This window comes from Bacillota bacterium (assembly GCA_023511835.1).
GTDB lineage: Bacteria > Bacillota > Sulfobacillia > JAIMAT01 > JAIMAT01 > JAIMAT01.
Genome location: JAIMAT010000002.1, coordinates 92,668 through 99,555, shown reverse-complemented (window position 1 = coordinate 99,555; position 6,888 = coordinate 92,668). Strand labels below are relative to the sequence as shown.

Below are 6,888 nucleotides of genomic sequence, written 5' to 3'. Positions count from 1 at the left end.
GCCAGATGGCCCTCCGGCAGCCACTCGTCCAGCGACGGCGGGAGCAGGTAGACCTGCTCGGGGTGGTAGGGGCGGAATGTCTTCTCCATAGGGCTCCCATTAAGCGCCAGGAGCCGAACTCCTGCCGGCCTGGGCGGGATTACTCGCACAGGCTGCTAGCATTCGGCAGGGTTTTCGGCCTTTGGCTCAAAATCCAATGCCGGATCGCACATCCGGATCCATAAATATCTTCCAAACTGGGTTAACAAGCGACGGCTTCGTCGGGGAGGTGAAGACGGGTCGGATCGCCTGGTGCCGATCCTTGGAAACCTGGTACCCCCGCCGGCCGCCGGCCGGACGGTGGAACTGCGTCGATGCGCCAACGGAGCAGAAGGGAGCGATCGTACCTTGGAGATCACGCGCAGGGAGTTTCTCAAGGGGGCGACGTGGACCGGCGTCGGCCTGGCGCTGGCTCAGCTCGGCTTCGATCCGCGCCCGGTGCAGGCGGCGGCCGCCGAGCTCCGCACCGTCGGCGCCCGTGAGGTCTGGAGCACCTGCACCTACTGCTCGGTCGGCTGCGGCCTGGTCGCCTACGTCCGCGACGGAAAGGTGATCCACATCGAGGGCGACCCGGAGCACCCCAACAACGACGGCGGCCTCTGCAGCAAGGGCTCGTCGCTCTCGGTCATCCCCAACTCGCCCCGGCGGCTCACCCGGCCGCTCCGGCGGGCGCCCGGCTCCGACCGCTGGGAGCCCATCTCCTGGGAGGACGCCTTCGACCGCATCGCCTGGAAGATCCACGAGGTCCGCGAGCAGTACTGGATCCGCCAGGAGACGCTCGACGGGCAGGTCTACACCGTCAACCGGAACGAGGCCATGGGCTTCTTCGGCACCGCCCTGGTCACCAACGAGGAGGCGTACCTCTGGGTTAAGATGGCGCGGCTCCTGGGCGCCGTCTACATCGACCACCAAGCGCGCCTCTGACACTCCCCCACGGTTCCCGGTCTGGGAGCCTCGTTCGGCAGGGGAGCGATGACCAACAACTGGCCGGATCTCGAGCACGCGCAGGTGATCCTCATCGAGGGGTCCAACGCGGCCGAGAACCATCCGCTCTCCATGCACCACATCATGAAGGCCAAGGCCAACGGCGCGGTGGTCATCCACGTCGACCCGCGCTTCACGCGCACGTCGACCATCGCCGACCTCCACGCCCAGATCCGGCCAGGGACGGACATCGCCTTCATCGGCGCCATCATCCGCTACGTGCTGGAGAACCGGCTCTACGACGAGGAGTACGTCAGCGCCTACACGAACGCGCGCTACCTGGTCAACCCGGAGTATGGCTTCTCGGACGGCCTCTTCGCCGGCTTCAACCCCGAGACGCACAAGTACGACGCGACCAAGTGGGCCTACCGGCTCGGTCCCGACGGGAAGCCGCTTGTCGCCGACAGCCTGGAGGCGGAGGGGACCGTCTTCGCCGCCCTCCGGCAGCACTTCCGCCGCTACGACCTGCAGACGGCCCAGCGGATCACGGGCATCCCCGCCTCGAAGATCGAGGAGATCGCCCGCACCTTCGCCAGCCGCCGGCCGGGCACCATCCTCTACGCACTCGGCATCACGCAGCACACCACCGGCGTCCAGAACATCCGCGCCTACGCCATCCTGCAGATGCTCCTGGGGAACATCGGCGTGCCGGGCGGCGGGGTGAACGCGCTCCGCGGCGAGACCAACGTGCAGGGCGCCACCGACATGGCCGTCGCCTTCAACTACCTGCCCGGCTACCTCAAGCCGCCGGCGCCCGCCGACAAGGACCTGAAGGCCTGGTTCGAGCACAACGGCTCCTTCCGGGGGAAGTTCCTGGTCAACCTGCTGAAGGCCTGGTTCGGCTCCAACGCGACACCGGAGAACGATTTCGGCTTCGGCTGGCTGCCCAAGGGGCAGAAGCCCTACTCGAGCTACCACATGTTCGAGGCGGCGCTGCGCGGCGATCTGAAGTTCCTCTGGATCATGGGGCAGAACCCGGCGGTCTCCAACGCCAACGTCAACTTGACCCGGCGGGCGCTGGAGAAGGTGGAGTTGCTGGTGGTGACGGATCTCTTCGAGACGGAGACCGCTTCCTTCTGGAAGCGGCCGGGCGTCGACCCGAAGACGATCCCGACCGAGGTGATCCTGCTGCCCGCCGCCTCCTTCCTGGAGAAAGAGGGGACGGTCACCAACTCCAGCCGCTGGGTGCAGTGGCGCTACCGCGCCGTCCCGCCGGTCGGCCAGGCGAAGACCGACGCCGAGATCATCGACGCCGTCTTCCGCCGCGTGCGCGACCTCTACGCCGGCAGCAGCGACCCCAAGGACGAAACGATCCTGAAGGCGGCCTGGAACTACGACCCGGGTTCGATCTACGACCAGGTGCTGCGCGAGATCAACGGCTACCACGCCGACGGGAGCCCGGTGAAGGGGATCGCGGAGCTCCAGGCCGACGGTTCCACCTCCTCGGGCAACTGGATGTACGCCGGCCTCTACGCCGGCGGCGAGAACCTGACCAAGCGGCGCGACCGGAGCTACGACCCGGGCGGCCTCCACTACTACCCGCATTGGGCCTGGAGCTGGCCGGGCAACATGCGCGTCCTCTACAACCGCGCCTCCGCCCGGCCGGACGGAAGCCCGCGGCGGCCGGATCTGCCGCTCGTCTGGTGGGACGCCGCGGCCGGCAAGTGGGCGGGCTACGACGTGCCCGACGTGACTGCGGCCACCGACGCGCCGGATTCGGCCGGCGGGAGGAAGGCCTTCCGCATGAACGCCGAGGGCGCGGCCCGGCTGATGGCCCCGACCTACGCCGATCCCGGCGCCAAACCGGGCGATCCGCCCCGGGACGTCTCCACCGTCCTGGCCGACGGGCCCTTCCCGGAGTTCTACGAGCCGGTGGAGAGCCCGGTCCCCAACCCGCTCCACCCGGACGTCCCGGTCAACCCGGTGGTGATCTATCCGCGGCTGAAGAGCGGGCAGCCGGTGGGGAAGCCCGACCGCTACCCGGTGGTGTTGACCACCGGCCAGCTGACCGAGCACTGGCTCTCCGGCGGCATCACCCGCAACATCCCGTGGCTGAACGAGATCATGCCGGAGCCCTTCGTCGAGATGAGCCTGGAGCTGGCGCGCGAGCTGGGCGTCCGCCCCGGCGACAAGGTCCGGGTCGAGACCGCCCGCGGCCAGGTGGTGATGAAGGCGTTGCCCACGGCCAGGATCCGGCCGCTGCAGGTGGACGGCAGGACGGTCCAGGTGGTCTGGATGCCGCCGCACTGGGGCTACGCGGGCCTCGACCACGGTCCCTCGGCCAACGAGGTGACCATCGACGCCCTCGACCCCAACGCCTCCATCCAGGAGACCAAGGCCTGCCTCTGCCGCGTGGAGAAGGTGTGAAGCGATGGAACTGCAAGCGCTCTACGACTGGGTGATGGAGGAGGAGGCGGATGCGCCGGCGACGCTCGACCCCGAGCGGGTGCGCGAGCAGCTGGGCCGCGGCCGGCCGCTGATCGAGCTGGTGGCGGCGGCCGGCGCGGCCAGCCGCCGCTTCGCGCGGCTCGTCGAGCGGGCGCCCGAGCGGCTTCCTCTCCGTCTCGAGGCGGGCTGGGCGGAGGGACCGGGCTGGCGCTACACGCTGGCCTGGGCCAGCTGGCTGCCCGAGCTTCGGGAGGCGGCCCGCCCCCACCGGGAGCTGATCCGCCAGCTCTGGCACGAGCCGCGCTGTCCGGTCTGCGGGGGACTGGCGGCCTGGGCGCTCCTCCGCCAGAGGAAGTGGCACCGCGACCGCTCGCTCCTCTGCGCCCGCTGCGGCGCCGAGTGGCCCTACGCCCGCTTCCGCTGCCCCGCCTGCGGCAACGAGGAGCCCGAGGCGCTGGGCGTGCTCGAGGTAGAGGGGCTGGAGGGGTACCGCCTCGACGTCTGCCATCGCTGCCAGACCTACACCAAGGTGCGCCTGGTGCCGGCCGACCAGCCGGTGGACGGCGTGCTGGAGGACTTGATGACGCTCCACCTCGATGCGCTGGCCGAGCGGGAGGGCTTCCTCCGCCGGGGGGCCGGCATCCTCCCCTGGGAGACCGCCGGCCGCGAGCTGCCCGGGGCGGAGCCCGCGAAGGGAGGGGCCTGACCCGTGGCGGCCCAGGAAGTGGCCATGCTGACGGACGTCTCGCAGTGCATCGGCTGCAAGGCCTGCGAGGTCGCCTGCAAGGAGTGGAACCAGCTGCCGGCGGAGAAGACGAGCTTCCAGGGAAGCTACCAGAGCCATCCCGGCCTGACGGCGCACACCTGGACGGTGGTCCGCTTCACCGAGCAGGTAAAGCCGGACGGCCAGCTCCGCTGGCACTTCGACAAGATGAGCTGCATGCACTGCACGGAGGCCGCCTGCGTCCTGGCCTGCCCGGTGGACGCGCTCCGCCACGACCCCAGCGGCGTGGTCCGGCTGGAGACGGCGCGCTGCGTCGGCTGCGGCTACTGCGAGGAAGCCTGCCCCTTCCAGGCGATCCATGTCGACCGCCAGGCCTTCGACACCGCCAAGGTGGCCGGCAAGTGCACCTTCTGCTACGACCGCATCTCCAACGGCCTGGAGCCGGCCTGCGTCCACGCCTGCCCGACCGGCGCCATCCGCTTCGGCCCGCGCGAGCAGCTGGTCGCCTACGGCCGCCAGCGCGCGGCCGAGCTCCGCCAGCAGGGACACGCCGACGCCAGCCTTTACGGCGAGAAGGAGCTGGGCGGCCTCCACTACATGTACGTGCTGACGGAGAAGCCCGAGGTCTACGGCCTGCCCGTCGACCCGCAGGTCTCGCCGACCCAGCGCCTCTGGAAGAACGTCCTTCAGCCCGTGGGGCGGACCGTTCTGGGCGCCGGCCTCTTCGCCGCGGTGGCCCACTTCGTCGCCGCCCAGCGCGCCTTCGGCGCCCGGGAGGCGGGCCGGAAGGGAGAGGGGGAGGGAGCGCCCCATGGACCGCATACCGAGGTTTAGCGCCTTCCAGCGCGCCTTCCACTGGACCTACGCCGCCGCCTTCCTGGTCCTCCTGGCCACGGGCCTGACCTTCTTCGTTCCCGCCCTGGCCCCGTGGAACGGCCCGGCGACGCGGCTCGTCCACCGGATCGCGGCGCTGGTCCTGATGCTGAGCGGCCTCAGCTACGCCCTCCTGGACGGGAGAGAGTTCCTCGTCGACCTGCGGCAGATGCTCCACTGGCCGCGCGAGGACTGGCGCTGGATGAAGGCCGGTCCCGCCTTCTACACCACGGCGCGGGGCGAGCTGCCGCCGCAGGGGCGGTACAACGCCGGCCAGAAGCTCAACCTCTGGATCCAGATGGTGGCCTTCGTCCTCTTCGCGGCGACGGGCCTGGTCATGTGGTTCGGCCGCGGCTCCGTCTCCCAGGAGCTCTTCCGCTGGATGGTGGTGGGGCACGACCTCGCCTTCATCCTAGCAAGCGGCATGTTCCTGCTCCACCTCTACCTCTCGCTCGTCCACCCGTACACGCGCAGCTCGCTCGAGGCGATGAAGACGGGCTCGGTCAGCCTGGCGTACGCCGCGCAGGAGCATCCGCTCTGGCTGGAGGAGCTGGGCATCCGCCCGCCCTCCGGACATCCGGGCACGAAGGCGAAGCGGGGAGGACGGCGCTGAGCGGCGACGGGCCGTGCAGATGCGCGCAGGAGGCGGGGTGGCTGGCCGCCCCGCCTCCTTCCTCAACCGTGGACGAGGCCGGCGCCGATCCAGAAGCCCAGGTAGGTGAGCGCCAGGAGCCCGAGGGCGACGAAGGCCACCGTCCGCCACGGGTTCCGCGCCGGCGGCGCGGGGGGCGCCTCGTCCTCCTCCTCGTCCTCCGCGTCGGGCGGAAGCCCGGGCCCCTCCCAGCCCTCGCGCCCGGCCGCCAGCTCCTCCGTCCGCCCGAGCCCGCCCCCCGCCTGGGCCATGGCGTCCTCCTGCATGGCGCGGGCGCTCTCGGCGATACGCTGGGCCAGTCGCCGTTCGGCGCGGTCGGCCTCCTCCCCGCGCGCGATGCGGTCGGCCCAGTCCACCACGTCCTCCAGCAGCGTCGCGATCAGGAGCCAGATCAGCCGGGTCGGCACGGCGCCTCCCCCCGTCCCTCGCATCTCCCGCCGCTCGTGGTCACGGCCTCCTTCCCCGGGTAGCGTAACCGGCGACCGGTCCGCCGGACGCCGAAACCTTCCTGTGTTGCGATATGCGAAGATATGGAATAGCCGGTCCTCCGCTGGAAAAGATGGTAGCGCGGGCCGGGGGAACCGGCAGCGAAGCGGAAGCGGGAGGGAGTGGACAGGCATGTTCATCGACTACGCGGGCGTCATGCTCGTCGGTATGGCCGCAGGGTTCGTCATCCTGGCGCACTACCTCTACAAGAACCCGGGACCGGAGGAGCGCGAGCCCTGGGCGGCCGGCTTCTTCGCCGCCGGCCTGGTGGGGCTGGCCACCTCGGTGCCCATGCTGGTCAACTGGCCGCTCCCCGGCAGCTACAACGTCGCCTTCGGCGAACCGGCCCTCTTTCTCTCGGCCGCCTTCCTCGGCGCCGCCGTCACCCTGGCCATGCGCTGGGAGCCGCTCATCCCGGCGCTCTACGGCTTCTGGGGCGGCCTGATGGCGGTGGTCATCGGCCTCCGCATCATCAACCTCGGCCTCACCCAGGAGCCGCTCCTGGCGGGTGTGGGCTACCTGGCCGCCGGCCTGGGAGGCATGCTGACCCTGCCCGCCATCCAGTGGCGGCAGCAGCGCGCCTGGGCGCTGGCCGCCGCCGTCCTCCTCGGCCTCGCCGCCGCGGTCTTCCTCCTCACCGGCTATATGGCCTTCTGGAGCCACCTGGCCAGCTTCTCCAAGTGGGTGCCCGCCACCATGGGGCGCGGTACCCCCTGAGCCCGAGCCTGCCCCCCAGGCAGGA

General features: G+C 70.6%; 6 protein-coding genes. 5 read left to right on the top strand and 1 reads right to left on the bottom strand.

The features are described from left to right. Nucleotides 1-387: 387 nt before the first annotated feature. Genes fdnG through K6U79_01035 form a run of 4 tightly spaced genes read left to right on the top strand, consistent with a single transcriptional unit; the run spans nt 388 to nt 5,621 of the window. Entirely contained in the window at nt 388-3,390 is a 3,003-nt protein-coding gene (gene fdnG / locus K6U79_01050) for a formate dehydrogenase-N subunit alpha (GenBank protein MCL6520946.1), read from the top strand. 4 nt (nt 3,391-3,394) lie between these two features. Then, complete coding sequence (locus K6U79_01045) at nt 3,395-4,117, top strand: formate dehydrogenase accessory protein FdhE (protein ID MCL6520945.1); 723 nt, start codon at nt 3,395-3,397, stop codon at nt 4,115-4,117. A 3-nt stretch (nt 4,118-4,120) separates the two neighbouring features. Further along, nucleotides 4,121-4,969, top strand: coding sequence for a 4Fe-4S dicluster domain-containing protein (locus tag K6U79_01040; protein MCL6520944.1), 849 nt, complete (start codon nt 4,121-4,123; stop codon nt 4,967-4,969). Next, nucleotides 4,947-5,621 (top strand): cytochrome b/b6 domain-containing protein, encoded by a 675-nt coding sequence (locus K6U79_01035; GenBank protein ID MCL6520943.1) that lies wholly within the window; start codon nt 4,947-4,949, stop codon nt 5,619-5,621. The genes K6U79_01040 and K6U79_01035 overlap by 23 nt, the downstream gene beginning before the upstream one ends. A 62-nt stretch (nt 5,622-5,683) precedes the next feature. Here K6U79_01035 and K6U79_01030 read toward each other — a convergent pair whose 3' ends face one another. Next, entirely contained in the window at nt 5,684-6,067 is a 384-nt protein-coding gene (locus tag K6U79_01030) for a hypothetical protein (GenBank protein MCL6520942.1), read from the bottom strand. 211 nt (nt 6,068-6,278) lie between these two features. On the opposite strand from K6U79_01030, the gene K6U79_01025 reads away from it, so the two are divergent. Further along, complete coding sequence (locus K6U79_01025) at nt 6,279-6,863, top strand: DUF981 domain-containing protein (protein MCL6520941.1); 585 nt, start codon at nt 6,279-6,281, stop codon at nt 6,861-6,863. Nucleotides 6,864-6,888: the final 25 nt, after the last annotated feature.